This window comes from Pseudomonas sp. MWU349, from assembly GCF_017947325.1.
GTDB lineage: Bacteria > Pseudomonadota > Gammaproteobacteria > Pseudomonadales > Pseudomonadaceae > Aquipseudomonas > Aquipseudomonas protegens.
This window is the reverse complement of sequence record NZ_JAFEVP010000001.1, coordinates 281,426-306,472: the sequence shown is the minus strand read 5'-3', so window position 1 is coordinate 306,472 and position 25,047 is coordinate 281,426. Positions and strand designations below refer to the sequence as shown.

Annotated in this window: 21 protein-coding genes; all 21 read left to right on the top strand. The window is 62.0% G+C overall.

The window, feature by feature from the left end:
* The first annotated feature begins 390 nt into the window (after nucleotides 1–390).
* The 21 genes from KCG88_RS01265 (at nucleotide 391) to nuoM (ending at nucleotide 25,046) form a co-directional block, all read left to right on the top strand.
* On the top strand, nucleotides 391–2,616 hold the full coding sequence (locus KCG88_RS01265) for an NADP-dependent isocitrate dehydrogenase (protein ID WP_047287896.1): 2,226 nt from the start codon (nucleotides 391–393) through the stop codon (nucleotides 2,614–2,616).
* 147 nt (nucleotides 2,617–2,763) lie between these two features.
* Complete coding sequence (locus tag KCG88_RS01260) at nucleotides 2,764–3,210, top strand: NUDIX hydrolase (RefSeq protein WP_210711547.1); 447 nt, start codon at nucleotides 2,764–2,766, stop codon at nucleotides 3,208–3,210.
* 71 nt (nucleotides 3,211–3,281) lie between these two features.
* A complete protein-coding gene (gene mnmA / locus KCG88_RS01255; RefSeq protein WP_047287898.1) occupies nucleotides 3,282–4,415 on the top strand; it encodes a tRNA 2-thiouridine(34) synthase MnmA in 1,134 nt (377 codons plus the stop codon).
* Nucleotides 4,412–5,035 carry a high frequency lysogenization protein HflD gene (hflD, locus tag KCG88_RS01250; RefSeq protein WP_011062179.1) on the top strand — a complete coding sequence of 208 codons (624 nt, stop codon included), beginning with the start codon at nucleotides 4,412–4,414 and terminating at the stop codon, nucleotides 5,033–5,035. The genes mnmA and hflD overlap by 4 nt, the downstream gene beginning before the upstream one ends.
* Before the next feature lie 119 nt (nucleotides 5,036–5,154).
* A complete protein-coding gene (gene purB, locus KCG88_RS01245; RefSeq protein WP_047287899.1) occupies nucleotides 5,155–6,525 on the top strand; it encodes an adenylosuccinate lyase in 1,371 nt (456 codons plus the stop codon).
* 83 nt (nucleotides 6,526–6,608) lie between these two features.
* Nucleotides 6,609–7,775, top strand: a complete 1,167-nt coding sequence (locus KCG88_RS01240; RefSeq protein ID WP_047287900.1) for a cupin domain-containing protein — start codon at nucleotides 6,609–6,611, stop codon at nucleotides 7,773–7,775.
* A complete protein-coding gene (locus KCG88_RS01235) occupies nucleotides 7,768–8,190 on the top strand; it encodes a GNAT family N-acetyltransferase (RefSeq protein WP_011062182.1) in 423 nt (140 codons plus the stop codon). Before KCG88_RS01240 ends, KCG88_RS01235 begins: the two co-directional genes overlap by 8 nt.
* A gap of 178 nt (nucleotides 8,191–8,368) precedes the next feature.
* On the top strand, nucleotides 8,369–9,124 hold the full coding sequence (locus tag KCG88_RS01230; protein WP_047287901.1) for a secretin N-terminal domain-containing protein: 756 nt from the start codon (nucleotides 8,369–8,371) through the stop codon (nucleotides 9,122–9,124).
* A gap of 514 nt (nucleotides 9,125–9,638) precedes the next feature.
* On the top strand, nucleotides 9,639–10,964 hold the full coding sequence (gene aceA / locus KCG88_RS01225) for an isocitrate lyase (RefSeq protein ID WP_016964777.1): 1,326 nt from the start codon (nucleotides 9,639–9,641) through the stop codon (nucleotides 10,962–10,964).
* A 603-nt stretch (nucleotides 10,965–11,567) separates the two neighbouring features.
* Nucleotides 11,568–11,981 carry an NADH-quinone oxidoreductase subunit A gene (locus KCG88_RS01220; RefSeq protein ID WP_022639645.1) on the top strand — a complete coding sequence of 138 codons (414 nt, stop codon included), beginning with the start codon at nucleotides 11,568–11,570 and terminating at the stop codon, nucleotides 11,979–11,981.
* A gap of 10 nt (nucleotides 11,982–11,991) precedes the next feature.
* On the top strand, nucleotides 11,992–12,666 hold the full coding sequence (locus KCG88_RS01215) for an NADH-quinone oxidoreductase subunit B (RefSeq protein ID WP_011062186.1): 675 nt from the start codon (nucleotides 11,992–11,994) through the stop codon (nucleotides 12,664–12,666).
* A 70-nt stretch (nucleotides 12,667–12,736) separates the two neighbouring features.
* On the top strand, nucleotides 12,737–14,518 hold the full coding sequence (gene nuoC, locus KCG88_RS01210) for an NADH-quinone oxidoreductase subunit C/D (RefSeq protein ID WP_011062187.1): 1,782 nt from the start codon (nucleotides 12,737–12,739) through the stop codon (nucleotides 14,516–14,518).
* A 2-nt stretch (nucleotides 14,519–14,520) separates the two neighbouring features.
* Entirely contained in the window at nucleotides 14,521–15,018 is a 498-nt protein-coding gene (gene nuoE / locus KCG88_RS01205; RefSeq protein WP_011062188.1) for an NADH-quinone oxidoreductase subunit NuoE, read from the top strand.
* Nucleotides 15,015–16,370, top strand: coding sequence for an NADH-quinone oxidoreductase subunit NuoF (nuoF, locus tag KCG88_RS01200; RefSeq protein ID WP_011062189.1), 1,356 nt, complete (start codon nucleotides 15,015–15,017; stop codon nucleotides 16,368–16,370). Before nuoE ends, nuoF begins: the two co-directional genes overlap by 4 nt.
* A 137-nt stretch (nucleotides 16,371–16,507) precedes the next feature.
* On the top strand, nucleotides 16,508–19,222 hold the full coding sequence (gene nuoG, locus KCG88_RS01195) for an NADH-quinone oxidoreductase subunit NuoG (RefSeq protein WP_210711546.1): 2,715 nt from the start codon (nucleotides 16,508–16,510) through the stop codon (nucleotides 19,220–19,222).
* Entirely contained in the window at nucleotides 19,219–20,226 is a 1,008-nt protein-coding gene (gene nuoH, locus KCG88_RS01190; protein WP_011062191.1) for an NADH-quinone oxidoreductase subunit NuoH, read from the top strand. Before nuoG ends, nuoH begins: the two co-directional genes overlap by 4 nt.
* 11 nt (nucleotides 20,227–20,237) lie before the next feature.
* Nucleotides 20,238–20,786, top strand: coding sequence for an NADH-quinone oxidoreductase subunit NuoI (gene nuoI, locus KCG88_RS01185; protein WP_003223795.1), 549 nt, complete (start codon nucleotides 20,238–20,240; stop codon nucleotides 20,784–20,786).
* A gap of 9 nt (nucleotides 20,787–20,795) precedes the next feature.
* On the top strand, nucleotides 20,796–21,296 hold the full coding sequence (nuoJ, locus tag KCG88_RS01180; protein WP_011062192.1) for an NADH-quinone oxidoreductase subunit J: 501 nt from the start codon (nucleotides 20,796–20,798) through the stop codon (nucleotides 21,294–21,296).
* Nucleotides 21,297–21,300: 4 nt separating this feature from the next.
* Nucleotides 21,301–21,624, top strand: a complete 324-nt coding sequence (gene nuoK / locus KCG88_RS01175) for an NADH-quinone oxidoreductase subunit NuoK (protein ID WP_016964784.1) — start codon at nucleotides 21,301–21,303, stop codon at nucleotides 21,622–21,624.
* Nucleotides 21,621–23,474, top strand: a complete 1,854-nt coding sequence (nuoL, locus tag KCG88_RS01170) for an NADH-quinone oxidoreductase subunit L (RefSeq protein ID WP_011062194.1) — start codon at nucleotides 21,621–21,623, stop codon at nucleotides 23,472–23,474. Before nuoK ends, nuoL begins: the two co-directional genes overlap by 4 nt.
* A 39-nt stretch (nucleotides 23,475–23,513) precedes the next feature.
* Nucleotides 23,514–25,046: an NADH-quinone oxidoreductase subunit M gene (gene nuoM / locus KCG88_RS01165; RefSeq protein ID WP_210711545.1), complete on the top strand. Its 1,533-nt coding sequence runs from the start codon at nucleotides 23,514–23,516 to the stop codon at nucleotides 25,044–25,046.
* The last annotated feature ends 1 nt before the right edge of the window (nucleotide 25,047 follow it).

Here is a 25,047-nt window from a genome sequence, read left to right as displayed (position 1 = left end):
CCTACAAGCCTGAAAGCAAAGGGAAAAGTGCCAAAGTAAAGCACCCCGAGCGACTCTACGCCTGCACCCTGCCTGCGACCTTTAGACCAATGGACGAGCACCGGCGCCTATGAAGCATCGGCGTTTTGCTAGCTACCTATGTATAATGCCGCCGCTGACCACAGAGTCACGACGGCCGAACGCTCTGCTACCGATAAAACAAGCCGAGAATGGCCGCCCAAAGCCGGGTTGTTACCGCAGCCCACCCGCTTGACGCTCGACTGATGCACCCAACATCACCGCGAAGAAACCTCGACATTCGGCTCATGGATGACCTTTGAACGAAAGCGCTTACCCGGCGCACCTCGAGTTTCTGCGCACGCTTTAGCAAAGAAGAGAGTTAATCCGAATATGCCCACCCGCTCGAAGATCATCTACACCTTCACCGACGAAGCCCCGGCCCTCGCCACCTATTCCCTGCTGCCTATCGTAGAAGCCTTCACCGCTTCGGCTGATATCGCCGTGGAAACCCGCGACATCTCCCTGGCCGGCCGCATCCTCGCCAGCTTCCCTGAGCAGTTGGGTACCAAAGCGGTGCCGGACCACCTTGCCGAGCTGGGCGAGCTGGCGGTCACCCCAGAAGCCAACATCATCAAGCTGCCGAACATCAGCGCCTCGGTCCCGCAACTGCAAGCCGCGATCAAAGAGCTGCAGGCCCAGGGCTACGCGCTGCCGGACTACCCGGAAACCGTGACCTGCGACGCCGACAAAGACGCCAAGGCGCGTTACGACAAGGTCAAGGGCAGCGCCGTGAACCCGGTCCTGCGTGAAGGCAACTCCGACCGCCGCGCTCCGCTGTCGGTGAAAAACTATGCGCGCAAGCACCCGCACAAGATGGGCGCCTGGGCCAAGGACTCCAAGTCCCACGTTGCCCACATGAGCAACGGCGACTTCTACGGCAGCGAAAAAGCGGCCCTGATCGAAGCAGCCGACAGCGTCAAGATCGAACTGATCGCCCAGGACGGCACTGCCACCGTCCTGAAGGAAAAGACCGCCGTGCAAGCCGGCGAGATCCTCGACTGCGCCGTAATGAGCAAAAAGGCCCTGCGCGCCTTCATCGCCGCTGAAATCGAAGACGCCAAGAAGCAAGGCGTACTGCTCTCGGTACACCTCAAGGCCACCATGATGAAGGTCTCCGACCCGATCATGTTCGGCCAGATCGTTGCCGAGTTCTATCAGGATGCCCTGAGCAAGCACGCCACCGTGCTGCAGGAAATCGGCTTCAACCTGAACAACGGCATCGGCGACCTGTACGCCCGTATCAAGGCGCTGCCTGCCGATCAGCAAGCCGCCATCGAAGCCGACATCCAGGCCGTCTACGCTGCCCGCCCTGCCCTGGCCATGGTCAACTCCGACAAAGGCATCACCAACCTGCACGTGCCGAGCGACGTGATCGTCGACGCCTCGATGCCTGCCATGATCCGTGACTCCGGCAAGATGTGGGGCACCGACGGCCAGTTGCACGACACCAAGGCCGTGATCCCGGACCGTTGCTACGCCACCATCTACCAGGCCGTGATCGAAGACTGCAAAGCCAATGGCGCGTTCGATCCGACCACCATGGGCAGCGTGCCGAACGTTGGCCTGATGGCGAAAAAAGCCGAAGAATACGGCTCCCACGACAAAACCTTCGAAATCAAGGCTGACGGCGTGGTTCGCGTCACCGACAGCAAAGGCAGCCTGCTGCTGGAGCAGAAAGTCGAAGCCGGCGACATCTTCCGCATGTGCCAGACCAAAGACGCGCCGATCCAGGACTGGGTAAAGCTGGCCGTCAACCGTGCTCGCGCCAGCAGCACCCCAGCGATCTTCTGGCTGGACCCAATGCGCGCCCACGACGGCGTGATGATCGAGAAAGTTCAGGCCTACCTGAAGGATCACGACACCAGCGACCTGGACATCCGCATCATGTCCCCGGTCGAAGCCATGAAGTTCACCCTGGCCCGCACCCGCGACGGCAAGGACACCATCTCGGTGACCGGCAACGTACTGCGCGACTACCTGACCGACCTGTTCCCGATCATGGAACTGGGCACCAGCGCCAAGATGCTGTCGATCGTGCCGCTGATGAACGGTGGCGGCCTGTTCGAAACCGGCGCCGGTGGTTCGGCTCCCAAGCACGTACAACAGCTGCTGGAAGAGAACTTCCTGCGCTGGGATTCCCTGGGTGAGTTCCTGGCCCTGGCCGCTTCCCTGGAGCACCTGGGCAACACCTACAACAACCCTAAAGCCCTGGTACTGGCCAAGACCCTGGACCAGGCCACCGGTCAGTTCCTCGACAACAACAAGTCGCCATCGCGCAAAGTCGGCAACATCGACAACCGCGGCAGCCACTTCTACCTGGCGCTGTACTGGGCTCAAGCCCTGGCCGCCCAGACCGAGGACGCTGCCCTGCAAGCGCAGTTCAGCACCCTGGCCAAGACCCTGACCGAGAACGAAGCGACCATCGTCGCCGAGCTCAACGCCGTACAGGGCAAGCCCGTAGACATCGGTGGCTACTACAGCGCCAACCCCGAGCTGGTGAGCCAGGCCATGCGCCCGAGCGCCACCCTCAACGCAGCCATCGCTGCGCTGGTGTAAGCACGAGCGAACACACAAACCCCGGCCCCGCGCCGGGGTTTGTGCTTCTGGCGTCCGCAGCAACCGGCCCGCCGGCCAAACAGACAGCGCTCGCTTCGCCGGCAAGCCGGCTCCTACAATGCTCACCCTTTATAAAGGAGTGCCTTTATGGAATGGCAACCGCATATTACCGTCGCCACCATCGTCGAGGACCAGGGCCGCTTCCTGTTCGTCGAGGAATACCAGGGCGAACAAGCCGTGCTCAACCAGCCCGCCGGGCACCTGGATGCCAATGAAAGCCTGCTCCAGGCGGCCATCCGCGAAACCCTGGAGGAAACCGGCTGGGATGTGGAGTTGACCGGCGTGGTCGGCATCTACCTCTACACCGCCCCCAGCAACGGCGTGACCTACCAGCGCGTGTGCTTTGCCGCCAAGCCACTGCGCCATCACCCGGACTATCAGCTGGATGAAGGCATCATCGGCCCGCGCTGGCTGAGCCGCGAGCAACTGCTGGAGCAACGGGCCCACTGGCGCAGCGAGCTGATCCTGCAGTGCCTGGACGATTACCTGGGTGGCCCGTTGCACAGCCTGGCACTGATCCGACCTATGCTTTAACCGCAGTTTTAGCCTTGCAGGCCTCAGCCTGTTAGAATCGCGTCCTTTTTCAAGACACCCGTTGAATTCCTATGCGTGATCCAGCCCCTTCTGATAACCAAAAGAAGCGCGTCATTGTCGGCATGTCCGGCGGCGTGGATTCTTCCGTTTCCGCCCTCCTGCTGATGGAGCAGGGTTACCAGGTGGAAGGCCTGTTCATGAAGAACTGGGAGGAAGACGACGGAACCGAATACTGCACCGCCATGGACGACCTGGCCGACGCCCAGGCCGTGTGCGACAAGATTGGCATCAAGCTGCACACCGCCAACTTCGCCGCCGAATACTGGGACAACGTGTTCGAGCACTTCCTGGCCGAATACAAGGCCGGCCGCACGCCGAACCCGGATATCCTCTGCAACCGCGAAATCAAGTTCAAGGCCTTCCTCGACTACGCCATGATGCTCGGCGCCGACCTGATCGCCACCGGCCACTATGTGCGCCGCCGCGACATCGACGGCCGCACCGAACTGCTCAAGGGCCTGGACCCGAACAAGGACCAAAGCTACTTCCTCCACGCCGTTGGCGGCGAGCAGATCGCCAAGACCCTGTTCCCGGTAGGCGAGCTGGAAAAGCCCGAAGTGCGCGCCATTGCCGAAAAACACGACCTGGCCACGGCGAAGAAGAAAGACTCCACCGGCATCTGCTTTATCGGTGAGCGGCGCTTCAGCGACTTCCTCAAGCAATACCTGCCGGCCCAGCCCGGCGAGATCAAGACCACCGAAGGTGAAGTCATCGGCCGCCACCACGGCTTGATGTACCACACCATTGGCCAGCGTCAGGGCCTGGGCATCGGCGGCCTGAAAGACGCCGGCGAAGAGCCGTGGTACGTGCTGATCAAGGACCTGGAGCACAACGAGCTGATCGTGGGCCAGGGCAATGATCACCCCTGGCTGTTCTCCCGCGCCCTGCTGGCCTCCGACATCTATTGGGTCAACCCCGTCGACCTGAGCCAGCCGCGACGCCTGACCGCCAAGGTGCGCTACCGCCAGAGCGACCAGCCCTGTACCCTGGAAAAGACCGCCAACGGCTACCGCGCCACCTTCGACGACCCACAGCGCGCCGTCACTCCCGGCCAGTCCGTGGTGTTCTACGACGGCGAGATCTGCCTAGGTGGCGGCGTGATCGAAGTGGCCGAACCCTGGAGCAGCAAGGACGCCCGTCCATGAGCCCGATTCAGGAACAACTGACGGCGCTGGGCGGTGTATTCCTGGCTGCCGTGCTGGTGGACCGGATCGCCAAGACCGGCCAGGTCAGCGAAGCGGCCCTGAGCTGCATGCTCGGCAGCCTGCTGATCCGCGACCCGAAAGACACCCTGGAAGTCTACGGCGGCGACGACATCAACCTGCGCGAGGGTTACCGGGCCCTGATCGGCGCTCTGGAGCGCGACCCCAGCACCCTGCAGCGCGAACCGCTGCGCTACGCTTTGTCGATGCTCGGCCTGGAGCGCCAGCTGGCCAAGCGCGACGACCTGCTGGAGACCATCGGCAAACGCCTGCCGCAGATCCAGTCCCAGGTCGAACATTTCGGTCCAGCCCACGAAAACGTCATCGCCGCGTGCGGCGGGCTGTACCAGGACACCCTGAGCACCCTGCGCCAGCGCATTCAGGTGCACGGCGACATGCGCAACCTGCAGCAGCCCAGCAATGCCTCGAAGATCCGCGCCCTGCTGCTGGCCGGCATCCGCTCGGCACGCCTGTGGCGACAGCTGGGCGGCCATCGCTGGCAACTGGTGATCAGCCGACGCAAATTGCTCAAAGAGCTTTATCCGTTGATGCGCAGCAGCTGAGCTGCGCCTGATTTTTCAAGAGCTGCGCGTAAGACGCTGGTCAGTTGGCAACGGACCGGCGGATATTTTCATGTATGATACGCGCCCCATTTCGTTGCCCGACTGTCCGAGAACACCCCATGCAGCTCTCTTCGCTCACTGCGGTTTCCCCTGTTGACGGCCGCTACGCCGGCAAAACCCAGGCCCTGCGCCCCATTTTCAGCGAATACGGCCTGATCCGTGCTCGCGTCCTCGTTGAAGTGCGCTGGCTCCAGCGCCTGGCCGCCCACAGCGCCATCAGCGAAGTGCCGGCGTTCTCCGCCGAAGCCAACGCCGTCCTCAATGCCCTGGCAGAGAACTTCTCCCTGGAGCACGCCGAGCGCGTCAAAGAGATCGAGCGCACCACCAACCACGACGTCAAGGCCATCGAGTACCTGCTCAAGGAGCAAGCTGCCAAGTTGCCTGAACTGGCCAACGTCAGTGAGTTCATCCACTTCGCCTGCACCAGCGAGGACATCAACAACCTGTCCCACGCCCTGATGCTGCGCGAAGGCCGTGATGAAGTGATGCTGCCGCTGATGCGCCAGACCGCCAACGCCATCCGTGAGCTGGCGATCCGTTTCGCCGACGTGCCGATGCTCTCGCGCACCCACGGCCAGCCGGCCTCGCCGACCACCCTGGGCAAGGAACTGGCCAACGTCGTTTACCGCCTGGAGCGCCAGATCGCCCAGGTCGCCGCCGTGCCCCTGCTGGGCAAGATCAACGGCGCCGTGGGCAACTACAACGCCCACCTCTCGGCCTACCCGGACATCGACTGGGAAGCCAACGCCCGCGCCTTCATCGAAGACGAGCTGGGCCTGGCCTTCAACCCCTACACCACGCAGATCGAGCCGCACGACTACATCGCCGAGCTGTTCGATGCCATTGCACGCTTCAACACCATCCTGATCGACTTCGATCGCGATATCTGGGGCTACATCTCCCTGGGCTACTTCAAGCAGCGCACCATTGCCGGCGAAATCGGCTCCTCGACCATGCCGCACAAGGTCAACCCGATCGACTTCGAAAACTCCGAAGGCAACCTGGGCATCGCCAACGCACTGTTCCAGCACCTGGCAAGCAAACTGCCGATCTCCCGCTGGCAGCGCGACCTGACTGACTCCACCGTGCTGCGCAACCTGGGCGTGGGCTTTGCTCACAGCGTGATTGCCTATGAGGCCAGCCTCAAGGGCATCAGCAAACTGGAGCTCAACGCCCAGAAAATCGCCGAAGACCTGGACGCCTGCTGGGAAGTCCTGGCCGAGCCAATCCAGACCGTGATGCGCCGCTACAACATCGAAAACCCCTACGAAAAGCTCAAGGAACTGACGCGCGGCAAGGGCATCAGCCCAGAAGCGCTGCAGACTTTCATCGACGGGCTGGACATGCCCGCCGCGGCCAAGGCCGAGCTGAAGCAGCTCACCCCGGCCAGCTACATCGGTAATGCCGCAGCCCAGGCCAAGCGCATCTGACCGATTGCTCGACCTTTTGACGCCCGGCCGCGCCGGGCGTTTTTATTCCTGCTAGAAAAGTACACTTTTTCAATAGGTTACACATGAATCCTGATATTCCTCTTCAACTTCTGGGCGGCATCACTGCACGGGAATTTCTGCGTGACTACTGGCAGAAGAAACCCCTGCTGATCCGTCAGGCCCTGCCTGACTTCGAAAGCCCGATCGAACCTGACGAACTGGCCGGCCTGGCCCTGGAAGAAGAAGTCGAATCGCGTCTGGTGATCGAGAACGGCGAGCGCCCATGGGAACTGCGCCGCGGCCCCTTCGCCGAAGACGAGTTCAGCAAGCTGCCGGAACGCGACTGGACCCTGCTGGTCCAGGCCGTGGACCAGTTCGTCCCGGAAGTCGCCGAGCTGCTGGAGCACTTCCGCTTCCTGCCGAGCTGGCGCATCGATGACGTGATGATCAGCTTCGCCGCACCTGGCGGTAACGTCGGCCCGCACTTCGACAACTACGACGTGTTCCTGCTGCAAGGCTTTGGCAAGCGCAACTGGAAGATCGGCCAGATGTGCGACTCCGAAAGCCCGCTGCTGCAGCACGCGGATCTGCGCATCCTCGCCGAATTCGAAGAAACCGAAAGCTGGGTCCTGGAGCCCGGCGACATGCTCTATCTGCCACCGCGCCTGGCCCACTATGGCGTTGCGGTGAACGATTGCATGACCTATTCGGTCGGCTTCCGCGCCCCGAGCGCCGCCGAAGTCCTGACCCACTTCACCGATTTCCTCGGCCAGTTCCTGCCGGACGAAGACCGCTACACCGACGCCGACGTGCAGCCGGCCAGCGACCCGCACCAGATCCAGCAGGACGCCCTCGACCGGCTCAAGGGCCTGCTGGCCGAGCACATGAGCGATGAACGCCTGCTGCTGACCTGGTTCGGCCAGTTCATGACCGAACCACGCTACCCGGAACTGGTGGTCGGCCCCGAACTGGAAGAAGAAGACCTGCTGGGCAGCCTGGAACAGGGCGCGATCCTGATCCGCAACCCGAGCGCGCGCCTGGCCTGGTCGGAAGTGGATGAAGACCTGCTACTGTTCGCCAGCGGCCAAAGCCGCCTGCTTCCCGGTAAGCTGCGCGAACTGCTGAAAATGATTTGCGCCGCCGATGCCCTGCATATCGACAACCTCGGCCAGTGGCTGGCGGATGACGATGGGCGCGGCCTGTTGTGTGAACTGGTCAAGCAAGGGAGCCTGGGGTTTGCCGATGAATAAGATTCACGTACGTGTCGCAGACTGGCAAAAGGACAACGCCGAGATCCGGCGCATCCGTGAAGCCGTATTCATTGCCGAGCAATCGGTGCCGCCCGAGCTGGAGTGGGATGCCGACGACGACAGCGCCGTGCACTTCCTGGCCTTCGAGGGCGACTTCCCCATCGGTACTGCGCGCCTGTTGCCCGACGGCCATGTGGGCCGGGTTTCGGTGCTCAAGGACTGGCGCGGCCTGAAGGTTGGCGACGCGCTGATGCGCGCGGTGATCGATGAAGCCGAAAAGCGCGGCCTGAAGCAGCAGATGCTCAGCGCCCAGGTCCAGGCCACGGCGTTCTATGAGCGCCTGGGCTTCTCCATCGTCAGTGAGGAATTCCTCGAAGCGGGCATTCCCCACGTCGACATGGTTCGCGGCGCCTGACCGACACGCCGCTCGCGGCAACGGCCAGCCAAAACGCCCCGTCATCCCTCCTCCGGCAACTAAGCTGGAGACCAGGATGCCGGGGCGTTTTGCCGTGCGCGATTCAACTTGCCCCACCCAAAGCCGACAAAGTGTCAAACTCAAGGCTTTACGCCAGCTAATCGCGGAGATAACGGATATGTCCCTACGCACCCTGCTCACGACGCTGCTGCTGACCTTCAGCTGTTCGGTCATGGCCGCCACCGAGATCGTGCCCCTCAACAACCGCACCAGTGCCGACCTGCTGCCGGTGGCGCAGAATTTCCTCGGCAAGGACGGTAAGGTCAGCGCCTATGGCAACCAGCTGATCGTCAACGCCGAGCCGGGCAAGATCGCCGAACTGCGAGCCTTTATCGCCCAGCTGGACACCGCCGCCAAACGCCTGCTGATCACCGTCGACACCAACGAAAACAACCTTCAGGACAACCAGGGCTATTCGGTCAACGGCGCACCGCAGACGCGGATCATCAACCGCAGCACCGAGAGCCGCGACGGCGGCATCCAGCAGATCCAGGCCAGCGAAGGCGTGCCAGCGCTGATCCAGGTCGGCCAGAGCGTGCCGTTGACCACCACCCAGACCGACCCCTACGGGCGCCTGCAGAACCAGACCCAGTACCGCAACGTCACCCAGGGCTTCTATGTCACTGCCAGCGTTACCGGTGAAACCGTACACCTGAGCATCAGCACCAACCGTGACCGCATGAGCCAGGAACGTCCCGATGTAGTGAACGTGCAAAGCACCGACACAACTGTCAGCGGGCGCCTGGGCGAATGGATCACCCTGGCCGGAGTCAATCGCCAGACCCAGGCCGATAAACAGGGCCCGGGCCGCAGCTACTCGACTCAAGGCCGGGACGACATGACCTTGCGGGTCAAGGTCGATGCCTTGGACTAAAGCACCAAAAACTGACTGATTAGTCGTATTAGACCAAAGATGTAGTGCCGCAAAAAAAGCACTACAAAACATTTGACGAGCCAAAAAACCGCGGGCATGATGGCCTCGCTCCCGCTAATCAGGGGCCCTGGCAAGGGCCTTCGGATCGCCGCTCTAACCTACCCACCTGAGCCGATTCGTGTCTGTACCGCCCACAAGGTGTGTTTGACGAGATTGCGACTGGAACGAAGTTGTCCCGAGGGACGGAAGCGTAATTAGGTAGATCGGCAACACACTGATGGAACGCACCAAGGCCCACGACGCCCGCATGCGCCCCGCAGCTCGCCTTCACCTGCTCACTTTCCCCTCGAGCCCATCGTTCACCCGTCGCCATCCCGCCAGACCCGACTTGACCGCCATAAGCTTCCTGGTCAGCGAGCAACCTTTTACGCAGCGTTATGACGCGTGATCGGCGGAGCCGGAATTCTCCAACCAAGAACGACTTTTTACACAAGACGCGACGAGGTTTATCTCCATGGCACTGACACGCGAACAGCAAATTGCAGCCCTTGAAAAAGACTGGGCTGAAAACCCGCGCTGGAAAGGCGTGACTCGCACCTACTCCGCTGCCGACGTGGTTCGTCTGCGTGGCTCGGTTCAACCCGAGCACACCCTGGCACGCATGGGCGCCGAGAAGCTCTGGAACCTGGTCACCCAAGGTGCCAAGCCGTCCTTCCGTCCTGATAAAGATTTCGTCAACTGCATGGGCGCCCTGACCGGCGGCCAGGCTGTACAACAGGTTAAAGCCGGTATCCAGGCGATCTACCTGTCGGGCTGGCAGGTGGCTGCGGACAACAACTCCGCCGAATCCATGTACCCCGACCAGTCGCTGTACCCGGTGGACTCGGTGCCAACCGTGGTCAAGCGCATCAACAACTCGTTCCGCCGCGCCGACCAGATCCAGTGGAAAGCCGGCAAGAACCCGGGCGACGAAGGCTACATCGACTACTTCGCCCCTATCGTGGCCGATGCTGAAGCCGGTTTCGGCGGCGTACTGAACGCCTACGAGCTGATGAAGAGCATGATCGAAGCAGGCGCCGCCGGCGTTCACTTCGAAGACCAGCTGGCTTCCGTGAAGAAGTGCGGCCACATGGGCGGCAAGGTACTGGTTCCAACCCAGGAAGCCGTACAGAAGCTGACCGCTGCCCGCCTGGCGGCCGACGTTGCCGGCGTACCGACCATCATCCTGGCCCGTACCGACGCCAACGCTGCCGACCTGCTGACTTCCGACTGCGACCCGTACGACCAGCCATTCGTGACTGGCACCCGCACCCAGGAAGGCTTCTACAAAGTGAAAGCCGGCCTGGACCAGGCAATCGCCCGCGGCCTGGCTTACGCTCCATACGCCGACCTGATCTGGTGCGAAACCGCCAAGCCGGACCTGGACGAAGCCCGTCGCTTTGCCGAGGCGATCAAGAAGGAATACCCGGACCAGATCCTGTCGTACAACTGCTCGCCTTCCTTCAACTGGAAGAAGAACCTGGACGACGCGACCATCGCCAAGTTCCAGCGCGAGCTGTCCGCCATGGGCTACAAGCACCAGTTCATCACCCTGGCCGGCATCCACAACATGTGGCACAGCATGTTCAACCTGGCGCACGACTACGCCCGCAACGACATGACCGCCTACGTGAAACTGCAAGAGCAAGAGTTCGCTGACGCCGCCAAGGGCTACACCTTCGTGGCCCACCAGCAGGAAGTGGGCACCGGCTACTTCGACGACATGACCACCGTGATCCAGGGTGGCTCGTCCTCGGTAACCGCGCTGACCGGCTCCACCGAAGAAGAACAGTTCCACTGATTTAGGCCTCACGGCTTGATCGAGCGGCCAATGCAGACCCGGTAAAAACAACTGCATTGCTGTACAGCTAACGCCCCGACTGGTTCGGGGCGTTTTTTTGCCCCCCTCCTGTAGGAGCCGGCTTGCCGGCGAACCTCTACCCTGCGTGCGCCCTCCTCAAAAGCCTCGCCATGCCCGCCCCCTGCAAAAAAGCTGGCCAAACATTGATCCAGGGCGGTGTTAGCAAGGGCGAAAGAGGTTAAAAGGTGCGCCCCTGCTACTTGCAGTAACAGGGATATAACAAGCAACTTTCCCACTCCCCGAAGGAAAGCAGATTAAAACAGCCTCTAAACAATATTGATTATCATTTAGCGGCTGTAACTTTCGTTACAGCCGCTACAAAACATAATTAACAAAACCTCCCCTAATGCCCGCAGGCCGCGGCTTACGGGGCTACCGGGGTGAGCTATGTCCTTATTACGATAAACAATTTCGCTTTAGAAATTTTACTTGCCCGGTGTTTAGCCATAAAATCAGCGCGATTGATTGCGCTGCGACATATCGTCACTGCTTTATTTCTTTATCAAGCTCAGAGACTCTTGCTCTCTGTTAAGGATTACCAGCATGCCCGAAGCGACAGGACTCATGGCCCACAACTGGGGCTTTGCCATTTTCCTTCTGGGCGTTGTCGGCCTTTGCGCCTTCATGCTCGGCCTCTCCAGCCTCCTCGGGTCAAAAGCCTGGGGCCGCAGCAAAAACGAACCGTTCGAGTCCGGCATGCTACCTACCGGTGGCGCCCGCTTGCGGCTCTCAGCCAAATTCTATCTGGTCGCGATGCTCTTCGTGATCTTCGATATCGAAGCCCTCTTTCTCTTTGCCTGGTCTGTGTCCGTCCGCGAAAGCGGCTGGACCGGATTCGTCGAAGCTCTCGTTTTCATAGCAATTCTGTTGGCAGGTCTTGTCTACCTTTGGCGGGTGGGGGCTCTTGACTGGGCTCCGGAAGGTCGTCGTAAGCGGCAGGCGAAGCTAAAACAATGAGGCTTTGGCGATGCAATACAATCTCACCCGGATCGACCCCGATGCTCCTAACGATCAGTACCCGATCGGCGAACGGGAAACCGTTTCCGATCCGTTAGAGGATCAGGTCCACAAAAACATCTTCATGGGCAAGCTCGAAGACGTGCTGAGCGGCGCGGTCAACTGGGGGCGTAAGAACTCCCTGTGGCCGTACAACTTCGGCCTGTCCTGCTGCTACGTGGAAATGACCACCGCCTTCACGGCGCCCCACGACATCGCGCGCTTTGGCGCCGAGGTGATCCGGGCATCGCCGCGTCAGGCGGACTTCATGGTTATCGCCGGGACCTGCTTCATCAAGATGGCGCCGATCATCCAGCGTCTCTATGAGCAGATGCTCGAGCCTAAATGGGTTATATCCATGGGTTCGTGCGCCAACTCCGGCGGCATGTACGACATCTACTCGGTAGTCCAGGGGGTGGACAAGTTCCTGCCCGTGGACGTCTACGTACCTGGCTGCCCGCCCCGCCCCGAAGCGTTCCTGCAAGGCCTGATGCTCTTGCAGGAATCCATTGGCCAGGAGCGTCGCCCACTTTCCTGGGTCGTCGGCGACCAAGGCGTGTATCGCGCCGAGATGCCGTCGCAAAAGGAACAGCGCCGCGAACAGCGTATACAGGTCACCAACCTGCGCAGCCCTGACGAAGTCTGATCCAGTTCTGTTCTGACAAAGAAACGAACCTGGCTTCACTCTTTACGTTGACCGAAAGCGATAAAAAACCATGACTACAGGCAGTGCTCTGTACATCCCGCCTTATAAGGCTGACGACCAGGATGTGGTCGTCGAACTCAATAACCGTTTCGGCCCTGAGGCGTTCACTGCCCAGGCCACCCGCACCGGCATGCCGGTGCTGTGGGTTACCCGCTCCAAGCTCGTTGAAGTCCTGACCTTCCTGCGCAACCTGCCCAAGCCGTACGTCATGCTCTATGACCTGCACGGTGTGGACGAGCGCCTGCGCACCAAGCGCCAGGGCCTGCCAGGCGCCGACTTCAGCGTGTTCTACCACTTGCTGTCGATCGAACGTAACAGCGACGTGATGATCAAGGTGGCCCTCTCTGAAGGCGACCTCAGCCTGCCCACCGTGACCGGTATCTGGCCTAACGCCAACTGGTACGAGCGTGAAGTCTGGGACATGTTCGGCATCGACTTTGCCGGCCACCCTCACCTCTCGCGGATCATGATGCCGCCGACCTGGGAAGGTCACCCGCTGCGCAAGGACTTTCCGGCCCGCGCCACCGAGTTCGATCCGTTCAGCCTGAACCTGGCCAAGCAGCAGCTGGAAGAAGAAGCCGCGCGCTTCCGTCCGGAAGACTGGGGCATGAAGCGTTCCGGTGCCAACGAGGACTACATGTTCCTCAACCTGGGCCCGAACCACCCTTCGGCCCACGGTGCCTTCCGCATCATCCTGCAGCTGGACGGTGAAGAGATCGTCGACTGCGTACCGGACATCGGCTACCACCACCGTGGTGCCGAGAAGATGGCCGAGCGTCAGTCCTGGCACAGCTTCATCCCTTACACCGACCGTATCGACTACCTCGGCGGGGTGATGAACAACCTGCCGTACGTGCTGTCGGTCGAGAAGCTGGCCGGCATCAAGGTGCCGGAGAAGGTCGACGTCATCCGCATCATGATGGCCGAGTTCTTCCGCATCACCAGCCACCTGCTGTTCCTGGGCACCTACATCCAGGACGTCGGCGCCATGACCCCGGTGTTCTTCACCTTCACCGACCGCCAGCGCGCCTACACCGTGATCGAAGCCATCACCGGCTTCCGCCTGCATCCGGCCTGGTACCGCATCGGTGGCGTCGCCCACGACCTGCCGCGTGGCTGGGAAAAGCTGGTCAAGGACTTCGTCGAATGGCTGCCCAAGCGCCTCGACGAATACACCAAGGCCGCCCTGCAGAACAGTATCCTCAAGGGCCGGACCATCGGCGTTGCCGCCTACAACACCAAGGAAGCCCTGGAGTGGGGCGTCACCGGTGCCGGCTTGCGCTCCACCGGTTGCGATTTCGACCTGCGCAAGGCCCGTCCGTACTCCGGCTACGAGAACTTCGAGTTCGAAGTCCCGCTGGCCGCCAACGGTGACGCCTATGACCGCTGCATGGTTCGCGTCGAGGAAATGCGCCAGAGCATCAAGATCATCGACCAGTGCCTGCGCAACATGCCGGAAGGCCCGTACAAGGCGGATCACCCGCTGACCACGCCGCCGCCCAAAGAGCGCACCCTGCAGCACATCGAAACCTTGATCACGCACTTCCTGCAAGTTTCGTGGGGCCCGGTGATGCCGGCCAACGAATCCTTCCAGATGATCGAAGCGACCAAGGGCATCAACAGTTATTACCTGACGAGCGATGGCGGCACCATGAGCTACCGCACCCGGATCCGTACCCCAAGCTTCGCCCACCTGCAGCAGATCCCTTCGGTGATCCGCGGCAGCATGGTCGCGGACTTGATCGCGTACCTGGGTAGTATCGACTTCGTTATGGCCGACGTGGACCGCTAAGCATGAACAGCACGCTTATCCAGACAGACCGTTTCGCCCTGAGCGAAACCGAGCGCTCGGCCATCGAGCACGAGATGCATCACTACGAGGACCCGCGCGCGGCGTCCATCGAAGCCCTGAAGATCGTCCAGAAGGAACGTGGCTGGGTGCCTGACGGCGCGGTCTACGCCATCGGCGAGATCCTCGGCATCCCCGCCAGCGACGTTGAAGGCGTGGCGACGTTCTACAGCCAGATCTTCCGCCAGCCAGTGGGCCGCCACATCATTCGCGTCTGCGACAGCATGGTCTGCTACATCGGCGGCCACGAGTCCGTGGTCAGCCAGATCCAGAGCGAGCTGGGCATCGGCCTCGGCCAGACCACCGCTGACGGCCGCTTCACCCTGCTGCCGGTGTGCTGCCTGGGCAACTGCGACAAGGCCCCGGCGCTGATGATCGACGACGACACTTTCGGCGACGTGCAGCCTGCTGGCGTGGCCAAACTGTTGGAGGGCTACGTATGACCCTGACCTCTTTCGGTCCTGCGAACCGCATTGCGCGCACCGCAGAAACCCATCCCCTGACCTGGCGCCTGCGCGACGACGGCGAGCCGGTCTGGTTCGACGAGTACCAGGCCAAGAACGGTTACGCGGCGGCCCGCAAGGCCTTCGCCGACCTGTCCCAGGACGACATCGTGCAGACCGTCAAGGATGCCGGCCTCAAGGGTCGCGGCGGTGCGGGCTTCCCCACCGGCGTGAAGTGGGGCCTGATGCCCAAAGACGAATCCATGAACATCCGCTACCTGCTGTGCAACGCGGACGAAATGGAACCCAACACCTGGAAAGACCGCATGCTGATGGAGCAACTGCCCCATCTGCTGATCGAAGGCATGCTGATCAGTGCCCGCGCACTGAAAACCTACCGCGGCTACATCTTCCTGCGGGGCGAGTACACCACCGCCGCCAAGCACCTGCGTCGCGCCGTGGAAGAAGCCAAGGCCGCAGGCCTTCTGGGCAAGAACATCCTGGGCAGCGGTTTCGATTTCGAACTGTTCGTCCACACCGGCGCCGGGCGCTACATCTGCGGTGAAGAAACCGCACTGATCAACTCCCTGGAAGGCCGTCGCGCCAACCCACGTTCCAAGCCGCCCTTCCCTGCCGCCGTGGGCGTGTGGGGCAAGCCGACCTGCGTGAACAACGTCGAGACCCTGTGCAACGTGCCGGCGATCATCGGCGACGGCGTGGAATGGTACAAATCCCTGGCCCGCGAAGGCAGCGAAGACCACGGCACCAAGCTGATGGGCTTCTCCGGCAAGGTGAAGAACCCTGGCCTCTGGGAGCTGCCCTTCGGCGTGACCGCCCGCGAGCTGTTCGAGGACTATGCCGGCGGCATGCGCGACGGCTTCAAGCTCAAGTGCTGGCAGCCAGGCGGCGCCGGTACCGGCTTCCTGTTGCCCGAGCACCTGGATGCCCAGATGTACGCCGGCGGCATCGCCAAAGTGGGCACCCGCATGGGTACCGGCCTGGCCATGGCGGTGGACGACAGCATCAACATGGTGTCCCTGCTGCGCAACATGGAGCAGTTCTTCGCCCGCGAATCCTGCGGCTTCTGCACCCCGTGCCGCGACGGCCTGCCCTGGAGCGTCAAGCTGCTGATGGCCCTGGAAAAAGGCCAGGGCCAGCAAGGGGACATCGAGACCCTGCTGGGCCTGGTGGGCTTCCTCGGCCCAGGCAAGACCTTCTGTGCTCACGCACCGGGTGCCGTGGAGCCTTTGGGCAGCGCCATCAAGTATTTCCGTCCAGAGTTCGAAGCCGGCATCGCGCCCACCAGCGCCGCCGTCCCGCCTCTGGCCCGACCGATCGTAGTCGGCGCGTAACGCTTAAATGAGAGCGCCGGGTCCGTGCCCTGCGCTCGAGGTGCGATGACGCCGTGAACGGCTGTGTTGATTCGCACGCATAACAAGATTCCATTAGCCACGCCCGCTGACACCGGGCCAACGAAGAACTTTGAACCATGGCCACTATCCACGTAGACGGCAAAGCGCTCGAAGTCGATGGGGCGGACAACCTGTTACAGGCTTGTCTGTCACTAGGCCTCGACATCCCTTATTTCTGCTGGCACCCCGCTCTCGGTAGCGTCGGTGCCTGTCGCCAGTGCGCGGTCAAGCAGTACACCGACGAGAACGACACCCGTGGTCGTATCGTCATGTCCTGCATGACCCCGGCCACCGACAACACCTGGATCTCCATCGACGATGAAGAATCCAAGGCGTTCCGCGCCAGTGTCGTCGAATGGCTGATGACCAACCACCCCCACGACTGCCCGGTCTGTGAGGAAGGCGGTCACTGCCACCTGCAAGACATGACGGTGATGACCGGCCACAACGAGCGCCGTTATCGCTTCACCAAGCGTACCCACCAGAACCAGGACCTCGGCCCGTTCATCGCTCACGAGATGAACCGCTGCATCGCCTGCTATCGCTGCGTGCGCTTCTACAAGGACTACGCCGGCGGTACCGACCTGGGCGTCTACGGCGCCCACGACAACGTGTACTTCGGCCGCGTTGAAGACGGCACCCTGGAAAGCGAGTTCTCCGGCAACCTCACCGAGGTCTGTCCGACCGGTGTGTTCACCGACAAGACTCACTCCGAGCGCTACAACCGCAAGTGGGACATGCAGTTCTCGCCAAGCATCTGCCATGGCTGCTCCAGCGGTTGCAACATCTCCCCGGGTGAGCGCTACGGCGAGCTGCGCCGCATCGAGAACCGCTACAACGGTTCGGTGAACCAGTACTTCCTCTGCGACCGTGGCCGCTTCGGCTATGGCTACGTCAACCGCAAGGACCGTCCACGCCAGCCACGCCTGGCCGATGGCACCAAGCTGACCCTGGACCAGGCACTGGATCAGGCCGCAGACCTGCTGCGTGGCCGTAACATCGTCGGTATCGGTTCGCCCCGCGCCAGCCTGGAAAGCAACTATGCGTTGCAGGAACTGGTCGGTGCCGAGCACTTCTACTCCGGCATCGAAGCCTCCGAGCTGGAGCGCATCCGCCTGGTTCTGCAGGTTCTGAACGACAGCCCGCTGCCGGTTCCGAACATGCGCGACATCGAAGACCACGACGCCGTCTTCGTCCTTGGCGAAGACCTGACCCAGACCGCCGCACGCATGGCCCTGGCCCTGCGCCAGTCGGTCAAGGGCAAGGCCGAGGAAATGGCCGACGCCATGCGCGTCCAGCCTTGGCTCGACGCTGCGGTGAAGAACATCGGCCAGCACGCGCTGAACCCGCTGTTCATCGCCAGCCTGGCTGAAACCAAGCTCGACGACGTGGCCGAGGAGTGTGTACACGCCGCTCCAGACGACCTGGCGCGCATCGGTTTTGCCGTGGCCCATGCCATCGACGCCAGCGCCCCTGCCGTGGAAGGCCTGGACAGCGAAGCCCTGGAACTGGCCAAGCGCATCGCCGATGCCCTGCTGGCAGCCAAGCGCCCGCTGATCATTTCCGGTACTTCCCTGGGCTCCAAGGCGCTGATCGAAGCTGCGGCCAACATTGCCAAGGCCCTGAAGCAACGCGAGAAAGCCGGCTCCATCAGCCTGGTGGTGCCAGAGGCCAACAGCCTCGGCCTGGCCATGCTCGGTGGTGAATCCGTGGACGCCGCCCTGCAGGCGGTGATCGACGGTCGTGCCGACGCCATCGTGGTACTGGAAAACGACCTGTACACCCGCACCGACGCGGCCAAGGTGGATGCAGCGCTGAACGCGGCGAAGGTGGTGATCGTTGCCGATCATCAACAAACCGCTACCGTCGAGCGCGCGCACCTGGTGCTGTCGGCGGCCAGCTTTGCCGAAGGCGACGGTACCCTGGTCAGCCAGGAAGGTCGCGCCCAGCGTTTCTTCCAGGTCTTCGACCCGACCTACCTGGACGCCAGCATCATGGTCCACGAAGGCTGGCGCTGGCTGCACGCCCTGCGCAGCACGCTGCTGAACAAGCCGGTGGACTGGACCCAACTGGACCACGTGACCGCAGCCTGCGCCGCGAGCACGGCGCAACTGGCCAGCATCGTCGATGCCGCCCCTTCCGCGGCGTTCCGCATCAAGGGCCTGAAACTGGCGCGCGAACCGCTGCGCTACAGTGGCCGTACCGCCATGCGCGCCAACCAGAGCGTGCACGAGCCACGTACCCCGCAAGATCCGGATACCGCCTTCGCCTACTCCATGGAAGGTTACTCGGGCTCCGTTGAACCACGCTCGCAAGTGCCGTTCGCCTGGTCGCCGGGCTGGAACTCGCCACAGGCCTGGAACAAGTTCCAGGACGAAGTCGGTGGCCACCTGCGCGCCGGTGACCCGGGCACTCGCCTGATCGAAACCCAGGGCGACCGCCTGAGCTGGTTCACCAGCGTGCCGCGGGCCTTTTCCCCGGCCCCGGGCACCTGGCAGGCCGTGCCGTTCTATCACCTGTTCGGCAGCGAGGAAAACTCTTCGAAAGCCGCTCCGGTGCAGGAGCGCATCCCGGCTCCGTACGTTGCTCTGGCCAAATCCGAAGCGGATCGCCTGGGTGTCAACGACGGTGCCCTGCTCGCGGTGAACGTGGCTGGCCAGACCCTGCGTCTGCCGCTGCGCATCAACGAAGAGCTGGGGGCTGGCCTGGTGGGCCTGCCTGCCGGCCTGGCGGGTATTCCTCCGGCGATCGCAGGCACTTCCGTTGATGGTCTGCAGGAGGCAGCACAATGAGTTGGTTTACCCCTGAAGTGATCGACGTGATCCTGACGGTCGTCAAGGCCATCGTCATCCTGCTGGCGGTGGTGATCGCCGGTGCGCTGCTGAGCTTCGTCGAACGTCGCCTGCTGGGCTGGTGGCAGGACCGTTACGGTCCGAACCGTGTGGGCCCGTTCGGCATGTTCCAGATCGCAGCCGACATGCTGAAGATGTTCTTCAAGGAAGACTGGACTCCGCCGTTTGCCGACAAGGTGATCTTCACCCTGGCACCGGTGGTGGCGATGTCCGCCCTGCTGATCGCCTTCGCGATCATCCCGATCACCCCGACCTGGGGCGTGGCGGATCTGAACATCGGCCTGCTGTTCTTCTTCGCCATGGCCGGCTTGTCGGTCTACGCGGTACTGTTCGCCGGCTGGTCGAGCAACAACAAGTTCGCCCTGCTCGGTAGCTTGCGTGCCTCGGCGCAGACCGTGTCCTACGAAGTGTTCATGGGCCTGGCCCTGATGGGCATCGTGGTACAGGTCGGCTCGTTCAACATGCGCGACATCGTCGAGTACCAGGCGCAGAACCTGTGGTTCATCATTCCGCAGTTCTTCGGCTTCTGTACCTTCTTCATCGCTGGCGTGGCCGTGACTCACCGTCACCCCTTCGACCAGCCGGAAGCGGAGCAGGAACTGGCCGACGGCTACCACATTGAATACGCCGGTATGAAATGGGGCATGTTCTTCGTCGGTGAATACATCGGCATCATCCTGATCTCGGCGCTGCTGGTCACCCTGTTCTTCGGTGGCTGGCACGGTCCGTTCGGCATCCTGCCGCAACTGTCCTTCGTCTGGTTCGCATTGAAGACCGCGTTCTTCATCATGCTGTTCATCCTGCTGCGCGCTTCCATCCCGCGTCCGCGTTATGACCAGGTGATGGACTTCAGCTGGAAATTCTGCCTGCCACTGACCCTGATCAATTTGCTGATAACCGCTGCGGTTGTGTTGTGGAACACACCTGCGGTTGCGGTTCAGTGAGGATTTGACCCATGTTCAAATATATTGGCGACATCGTTAAGGGTACTGGTACCCAGTTGCGCAGCCTGGTCATGGTCTTCGGCCATGGCTTTCGCAAGCGCGACACCCTGCAATACCCGGAAGAGCCGGTCTACCTGCCACCACGCTACCGTGGTCGCATCGTCCTGACCCGCGACCCCGATGGCGAAGAGCGTTGCGTAGCCTGCAACCTGTGCGCCGTGGCCTGCCCCGTGGGTTGCATCTCGCTGCAGAAAGCTGAAACCGAAGACGGTCGCTGGTACCCGGACTTCTTCCGCATCAACTTCTCGCGCTGCATTTTCTGTGGCCTCTGCGAGGAAGCCTGCCCGACCACCGCGATCCAACTGACACCGGATTTCGAGATGGCCGAGTTCAAACGTCAGGACCTGGTTTACGAGAAAGAAGATCTCTTGATCTCCGGCCCCGGAAAGAACCCTGATTACAACTTCTATCGTGTTGCAGGTATGGCCATTGCCGGTAAGCCAAAAGGCTCCGCGCAAAACGAAGCCGAGCCGATCAACGTGAAGAGCTTGCTGCCTTAAGGAAGAAAGATGGAATTCGCTTTCTATTTCGCGTCAGGTGTTGCGGTTGTCTCCACACTCCGTGTGGTCACCAACACCAACCCTGTGCACGCCCTGCTCTACCTGATCATTTCGCTGATCGCCGTGGCCATGACCTTCTTCAGCCTTGGCGCGCCGTTCGCCGGAGCCCTGGAAGTGATCGCCTATGCCGGCGCCATCATGGTGCTGTTCGTGTTCGTGGTCATGATGCTGAACCTCGGCCCGGCCGCGGCTCAGCAAGAGCGCATCTGGCTCACGCCCGGCATCTGGATCGGCCCGGTCATCCTGGCCGCGCTGCTGCTGGCTGAACTGCTGTACGTACTGTTCAGCCATCAGAGCGGTGCCGGTATCGGTCAAACCACCGTCAGCGCCAAGGCCGTGGGCATCAGCCTGTTCGGCCCTTACCTGCTGGTGGTCGAACTCGCCTCGATGCTGCTGCTTGCTGCAGCCGTCACGGCGTTCCACTTGGGCCGCAACGAGGCGAAGGAGTAATACGATGCCTACTATCCCTCTCGGTACTATCCCGATGGAACATGGCCTGGCGGTTGCCGGCATCCTGTTCTGCCTCGGTCTGGTCGGCCTGATGGTCCGCCGTAACATCCTCTTCGTGTTGATGAGCCTGGAAGTGATGATGAACGCCTCTGCACTGGCCTTCATCGTTGCAGGCGCCCGCTGGGCGCAGCCGGATGGACAAGTGATGTTCATCCTGGTGATCAGCCTGGCAGCCGCCGAGGCCAGTATCGGCCTGGCGATCCTGCTGCAGCTGTACCGCCGCTTCCACACTCTCGATATCGATGCAGCCAGCGAGATGCGCGGATGAACCTTCTCTTTCTGACTTTCGTATTCCCCCTGATCGGTTTCCTGCTGCTGTCGTTCTCCCGTGGACGCCTCTCGGAAAACCTCTCGGCCCTGATCGGTGTCGGCTCCATTGGCCTGTCGGCCATCGTTGCGGCCTACGTGATCTGGCAATTCAACGTCGCGCCGCCCGAGGGTGGCCACTACACCCAGGTGCTGTGGCAGTGGATGTCGGTGGACGGTTTCGCGCCGAACTTCGCCCTGTACCTGGATGGTCTGTCCGTGACCATGCTGGGTGTGGTGGTGGGCGTGGGCTTTTTGATCCACTTGTTCGCGTCCTGGTATATGCGTGGTGAAGCCGGCTACTCGCGCTTCTTCGCCTACACCAACCTGTTTATCGCCAGCATGCTGTTCCTGGTGCTGGGCGATAACCTGCTGTTCCTGTACTTCGGCTGGGAAGGCGTGGGCCTGTGCTCCTACCTGTTGATCGGTTTCTACTACAGCAACCGCAACAACGGTAACGCCGCACTCAAGGCCTTCATCGTTACCCGCATCGGCGACGTGTTCATGGCCATCGGCCTGTTCATCCTGTTCCAACAGGTGGGCACGCTGAACGTCCAGGAGCTGCTGGTTCTGGCCCCGCAGAAATTCCAGGCCGGCGACTTCTGGATCACCCTGGCAACCCTGATGCTGCTGGGTGGCGCCGTGGGTAAATCTGCCCAGTTGCCACTGCAGACCTGGCTGGCGGACGCGATGGCCGGCCCGACCCCGGTTTCGGCCTTGATCCACGCCGCAACCATGGTCACCGCCGGCGTCTACCTGATCGCCCGTACCCACGGCCTGTTCACCCTGGCGCCGGAAATCCTGCACCTGGTGGGCCTGGTCGGCGGCGTGACCCTGGTACTGGCCGGTTTCGCTGCACTGGTACAGACCGACATCAAGCGGATCCTCGCCTACTCCACCATGAGCCAGATCGGCTACATGTTCCTGGCCCTGGGCGTTGGCGCCTGGGACGGCGCGATCTTCCACCTGATGACCCACGCCTTCTTCAAGGCCCTGCTGTTCCTGGCTTCCGGTGCGGTGATCGTTGCCTGCCACCACGAGCAGAACATCTTCAAGATGGGCGGCCTGTGGAAGAAACTGCCTCTGGCCTACGCCAGCTTCATCGTCGGCGGCGCGGCCCTGGCGGCCCTGCCTCTGGTGACCGCAGGCTTCTACTCCAAGGACGAGATCCTCTGGGAAGCCTTCGCCAGCGGCAACCATGGCCTGCTGTACGCCGGCCTAGTGGGTGCGTTCATGACCTCGCTGTACACCTTCCGCCTGATCTTCATCACCTTCCACGGTGAAGCCAAGACCGAAGCCCACGCCGGCCACGGGATCTCCCACTGGCTGCCGCTGGTGGTACTGATCGTGCTGTCCACTGCGATCGGCGCGATGATCACCCCGCCCCTGCATGGCGTGCTGCCGCAAAGCGTCGGCCATGCCGGTGGCGAAGCCAAGCACAGCCTGGAAATCGCCTCGGGTGCCATCGCCCTGGCCGGTATCCTGCTGGCCGCCCTGTTGTTCCTTGGCAAGCGTCGCGTTGTGACCGCCATCGCCAACAGCGGCATCGGGCGTCTGCTCTCGGCCTGGTGGTTCGCCGCCTGGGGCTTCGACTGGATCTACGACAAACTGTTCGTCAAGCCATACCTGGCCATCAGCCATGTACTGCGCAAGGACCCGCTCGATCAGACCATCGGTTTGATCCCGCGTATGGCCAAAGGAGGTCACACCTCCCTGAGCCGTACCGAGACCGGTCAACTGCGTTGGTACGCCGCCTCGATGGCAGCCGGTGCCGTGCTGGTCATCGGCGCCATTGTGCTGGTAGCGGTCTGATATGAACCTTGCGAACTTGCGAAAGGAATTGAGCCCGTCATGATTCTGCCTTGGCTAATCCTGATCCCCTTCATCGGCGGCCTGCTGTGCTGGCTGGGTGAGCGCTTCGGCGCCACCCTCCCCCGCTGGATTGCGCTGTTGACCATGACCCTGGAACTCGCCCTCGGCCTCTGGCTGTGGGCCCACGGTAACTATTCATATGCTCCGGCGCCTGGCGTCGATCCGACTTGGGCCATCGAGTTCAAGCACCAGTGGATCGAGCGCTTCGGCATCAACGTGCACCTGGCCCTCGACGGCCTGTCGCTGTTGATGGTGCTGCTGACCGGCCTGCTGGGTATCCTCTCGGTACTCTGCTCCTGGAAAGAGATCCAGCGCCACGTGGGCTTCTTCCACCTGAACCTGATGTGGATCCTGGGCGGTGTGGTCGGCGTGTTCCTGGCGCTGGACCTGTTCATGTTCTTCTTCTTCTGGGAAATGATGCTGGTGCCGATGTACTTCCTCATCGCGCTCTGGGGTCACAGCTCGGCAGACGGCAAGAAAACCCGGATCTACGCAGCGACCAAGTTCTTCATCTTCACTCAGGCTTCCGGCCTGATCATGCTGGTGGCGATCCTGGGCCTGGTGCTGGTCAACTTCAACAACACCGGGGTCATCACCTTCGATTACGCCCAGTTGCTGAAGACCAAGATGTCCACCGCCACCGAGTACATCCTGATGCTCGGCTTCTTCATCGCCTTCGCGGTGAAGCTGCCCGTGGTGCCGTTCCACTCCTGGCTGCCTGACGCTCACGCCCAGGCACCGACCGCCGGTTCCGTGGACCTGGCCGGTATCCTGCTGAAGACTGCGGCCTACGGCCTGCTGCGTTTCGCCCTGCCACTGTTCCCCAATGCCTCGGTAGAGTTCGCCCCGATCGCCATGACCCTGGGTCTGATCGGGATCTTCTACGGTGCCTTCCTGGCCTTCGCCCAGACCGACATCAAGCGTCTGATCGCCTTCTCCAGCGTTTCCCACATGGGCTTCGTGCTGATCGGTATCTACTCCGGCAGCCAGCAGGCTCTGCAGGGCGCGGTGATCCAGATGCTGGCCCACGGTGTTTCGGCAGCCGCGCTGTTTATCCTCAGCGGCCAGCTGTACGAGCGCACCCATACCCGCGACATGCGTGAAATGGGCGGCCTGTGGTCGCGTATCGCCTACCTGCCGGCCATCAGCCTGTTCTTCGCAGCCGCTTCCCTGGGCCTGCCGGGCACCGGCAACTTCGTCGGCGAGTTCCTGATCCTGATCGGTACCTTCGTCAGCGCTCCATGGATCACCGCGATCGCGACTTCGGGCCTGGTGTTCGGTTCGGTCTACTCGCTGATCATGATCCACCGTGCCTACTTCGGCCCGTCCAAGTCGGACGCGGTGCTGCACGGCATGGATGCTCGCGAACTGATCATGGTGCTGGGGCTGGCGGTCCTGCTGATCTACATCGGCGTGTACCCGCAACCGTTCCTCGATACCTCTGCCGCCACCATGCATGGCGTGCAGCAATGGCTCAGCACCGCCTTCACTCAACTCGCTTCGGCCCGGTAAG